Consider the following 3996-nt stretch of genomic DNA (forward strand, 5'->3'; position numbering starts at 1 on the left):
AAAATCTTCTCTTCATCCCTTGGGTTTGTCTTGGCAATTAGAATAACTCCTTCCCCTACTTATTGAGCCGATACGGTTAAATGCTGTTGCAAATTAAATAAACTTCGTTTTTGTAGACGCGGTTTCAACCGCCATCTTATCTATCTTGAAATTATCTGCGTTGATCTGCGTTGATCTACCTTACATCTGCGGTTGACCGGCTCTATCAAAGATTTATGCAATAAGTCCAAAGACTAGCCGATCACAAACCTTCAGTACCGTTGGCGGCCTAGATCGCAGTACAATGAATTTCTGCCAGCAACTTTTTCAGCAAACACCGAAAAACTATTTTCATCGTCCACAATCAAAACTTTTGCTGCTGAATAATCCGGCGCTGGTGATGGCCCGGAGCCCCGCAAGCTACGAGAATTTGCGATCGCCAGCGATATTGCCTCTTTCTTAGCAGCAGACATTTCCAAAGAGTTTTCTGGATCTCCAGCATACACGATCGGCAACTTGACCAAAAAAGTCGAACCCACTCCGGGCGAACTTTTGATTTCAATACTTCCCCCCAGAAATTCCGCTAATTTTTTGCACAGAGACAATCCCAATCCGGTGCCTTTGACGCGCTTCTGCAAGGGATTTTCGAGTTGGACAAATTCTTCAAAAATCCGCGTTTGGTCGGCTGGAGAAATGCCAATGCCCGTATCTGCAACTGAAAAAATAACTGTTCCCCCGTCTCCTATTTCTGCCGCAACTCGGACTTCGCCTGCTTCGGTAAATTTGAGGGCATTAGAAATCAGATTTCGCAAAATCTGAGAAATTTTCCCCTCGTCGGTTGTGAGGATTGGAAGTTCGAGAGGATCTTCAAAAATTATAGAAACGGCCGAGTTTGGGGGAAGCAGGGGGCGCATCATTCCTCGCAGCGCGCTGAACAAATCTTCGACTTCAAAATCAGCCAAGCGAACAGTTAGTTTTCCGGCTTCCACTTTGGCTAAATCTAACGAGTCGTTGACAAGTTCTGCGAGAGACTCGGCGGATTTGTAAATGTAATTTACTTGCTTGTCCTGTTCGGCTGAAAGTTCTCCGTCGAGGCGATTTAACAATATTTCAGAAAGGCTCATAATTGCCGTTAGTGGAGTGCGAAACTCATGGCTCATATTGGAGAGAAAGCTGGTTTTGAGTTCGCTGGCGCGCCGGAGAGATTCGGCCTTATCATTCAATTCGGCGTAAAGTGCCACGACTCCGCGATTGGTATCTTCTAGTTGTTGATTTAATTGTACGAGTTCTTCTTGACGCTGGCGGAGTTCGTCTAAAGTGCGTAGTAATTCTTGATTTTGCTGCTGAATTTCGGCATAGGGATCTTCGGGAATTTGGCGCGCTAGTTTGTCAACTAATTGATTTAGTTCGATCGCACTCAGCGCAGGCATATTTTTGGAAAACTGTTTAATTAATTGTACAGCCGTTCCGCGATCGGGCGCAGAGTCGATTTTCACTTCGTCCATCAACCGTTTCGCTGCTGCTAAACCAAGTCCCGCACCAGTTTGCGATCGAAAATTGGGGCTTAACACAGCCGGTAAATCAGCAATTCCCGGCCCCGTGTCAGAAATCCGAGTCCGAAAAAATTGGGGCGATTCCCCTTCCACAATGAATTCTACTTTGCCACCGCCTGCATATTTGAAAGCATTGCGGGCAATTTCGGAAACTGCTGTGGCGATGCGGGTTTGTACTTGGGAATCGAATCCCAGCCCTTTAGCAATTTGGCGAGCTCTTTGGCGAACTTGTACGATGTCTTGTTCAAAGCGGACTTCCGTCGTCAGGATTGGGTAACTCACGCTGCTTCTCTCATCTTGGCTACTATAACTGTCATGTCATCGCGAGTGCGTTTGAAGTCCCGGTAGAGCACGGCTGCGATTAAAGCAGGATGTCTGGAGGCTAAACCCGGATAGCGGTTTAAATTCCACTGCGCCGCCAAACCGTCGGAGTGCATGATGAGTAGGGACTGCTGCGACCAAGGATAGACAAATTCTGCTACTTTTCGCATCATATGTCCAACTGTGCCGTTGTAGGAAACCATGCTGCGGCTTTGGTTATCTGTCACCACTACACCGGTGATGTTGCCAATTCCGGCAAAACAAACTGTTTGTTGGGTAGGATCTATTTGGGCGATCGCCGCAGCCGCTCCTCTGGTATTTTTTAAAGCAGCGTGCGCCTTCTCTAAAATTGCTTTCGGCCCGAGTTTGGCGTTTTCCTCAAATACCCGCACTGCTTCGCCAGACGCTTCCTGGGCCAAATCCCCGTAGCCGAGCCCGTCTGCAACTAAGATCAGGTTTTTGTCAAGGTGATTTTCTGCCGCCCACGAATCCCCGCAAATTTGCTCTCCTACTTTCGGCAAGTGGATGACCCCAAATTCCAAGTAATTGCTGTTTTGAAAGGCTTCCCGGCTATTTTGGGTAGGTTCCAGCCGCGCTAATAAGGCTGTCCCCAGTTTTGGTACAGAATGAATATCAAAAAAAGTAGAGAGGCGTTTAATTGCCCCCAATCCAGTTCCAGGGCTTCCCGCTGTAGAAAAACCGTCTCGCATACACAGCGCGACATTTGCCATTCCTTGGCCCCGGTCTAGCGCTACTATTTCAATGCTATATCCTGCCGCTGTTTTTAATGTTCGCAGCAAAAGTTCTCCTTCGCGGCCGTGTTTGACCAGGTTTTTTGCTGCTTCGGTGGCAACAATTGCCACTTTACCGCGATCGGTCTCGTTAAATCCGACTTCGGTCGCGAGGGCGACTGCGATTCGGCGCGCTTCTCCGACTTGACTTTCTTCTGTTACGGGCAGGGCTACGGCATCTATCATTACTTTATAGTTCTAATCTTAAGCTGGCACGCATTTAAAAAGTCATTGGGCATTGGGCATTGGGCATTGGGCATTGGGCATTGGGCATTGGGCATTGGGCATTGGGCATTGGGCATTGGGCATTAGTCATTGGTCTGATTGCATAAATCTTTGATTGATTGCGAAACTGCAGATGCAACGCAAATGCAACGCAGATAATTTTAAGATAGTTGGCGACTTTGGCAAGAGGTATATTAGTTACAAGAAAGCAGTCAAGCGTGAATATTTCCCCCCTCTCCCAATCTCCCAATCTCCCCCTCTCCCAATCTCCCCATCTCCCCCTCTCCCCATCTTCCTCACCGCCAGCGAACGATCGCAATTTTAGTCCCCTTACCCACTTTGGAAACAATCTCAAATTCGTGCATCAACCGCTTGGAACCACTCAGCCCCAAACCCAAACCGTGATTAGAAGTATAACCGTCAGTCATTGCCAATTCAATGTCGGGAATTCCCGGGCCCTTGTCTTCAAATATCAGCCTCAGCCCTTTGCGGGTGCCTAATAGGAGCGTTTCGAGAGTTACAGTTCCCCCTTTGCCGTACTCTACAGTATTGCGGGCGAGTTCACTAGCTGCGGTAACGATTTTCGTTTGGTCTAATAAACCGAATCCCATTGCTATAGCCCAAGCTCGCACTTGCTGTCGGACGTGGACTATATCGGATGACGATCGGATTTCTAGTGTCTCACGTTTTGACATGGCTACTGTACCAAAATAGAACTTCTCCCCAAAATATAGGACTTACGCTCGTCAACTTAGTTTCTCCTAATAAAACTTACGCACTTACTACGATTTTCTCTCAATAGAGAACATAGTGAAGCAATCTCAAACCCTTGATTTAACCCTCTTGAGTGCGTAAGCCCTGTCCTAAGAAATCTTCAGTTTGTCAACAAGGTATCTACAAACAAACTAGGTTTCTTTACTTCCTGTGCCTCAGTCACGGCACAATTAATCGACTGCTTACCAGAAAGAATTGGTTTAAAGCCGGAACCCTTGTAGGAAGAAATTAAAAGAAGACTATTCATTACTCCAATCCTCTTCCTTCCAGGTAGATGTCGCTATCCCAGGTCAACTGTCAACTGTCAACTGTCAACTGTCAACTGTCAACTGTCAACTGTCAACTGTCAACTG

At 47.1% G+C, this 3996-nt stretch carries 4 protein-coding genes; all 4 read right to left on the reverse strand.

What is annotated here, in order from left to right:
- Positions 1-251: 251 nt before the first annotated feature.
- Positions 252-1814 (reverse strand): ATP-binding protein, encoded by a 1563-nt coding sequence (locus QUA44_RS30110; RefSeq protein ID WP_333257508.1) that lies wholly within the window; start codon positions 1812-1814, stop codon positions 252-254.
- A complete protein-coding gene (locus tag QUA44_RS30115; RefSeq protein ID WP_333257505.1) occupies positions 1811-2830 on the reverse strand; it encodes an ATP-binding SpoIIE family protein phosphatase in 1020 nt (339 codons plus the stop codon). Before QUA44_RS30115 ends, QUA44_RS30110 begins: the two co-directional genes overlap by 4 nt.
- A 335-nt stretch (positions 2831-3165) precedes the next feature.
- Positions 3166-3564, reverse strand: a complete 399-nt coding sequence (locus QUA44_RS30120) for an anti-sigma regulatory factor (RefSeq protein ID WP_333257502.1) — start codon at positions 3562-3564, stop codon at positions 3166-3168.
- A 179-nt stretch (positions 3565-3743) separates the two neighbouring features.
- A complete protein-coding gene (locus QUA44_RS30125) occupies positions 3744-3890 on the reverse strand; it encodes a hypothetical protein (protein WP_333257501.1) in 147 nt (48 codons plus the stop codon).
- Positions 3891-3996 lie beyond the last annotated feature (106 nt).

Source organism: Microcoleus sp. N9_A2 (assembly GCF_036701775.1).
In the GTDB taxonomy this organism is placed as follows: Bacteria; Cyanobacteriota; Cyanobacteriia; order Cyanobacteriales; family Microcoleaceae; genus Microcoleus.

Coding starts and splice junctions, on each gene's coding strand:
- QUA44_RS30115 (WP_333257505.1), bottom strand. CDS start 2,830: ATGATAGATGCCGTAGCCCTGCCCGTAACAGAAGAAAGTCAAGTCGGA.
- QUA44_RS30120 (WP_333257502.1), bottom strand. CDS start 3,564: ATGTCAAAACGTGAGACACTAGAAATCCGATCGTCATCCGATATAGTC.
- QUA44_RS30125 (WP_333257501.1), bottom strand. CDS start 3,890: ATGAATAGTCTTCTTTTAATTTCTTCCTACAAGGGTTCCGGCTTTAAA.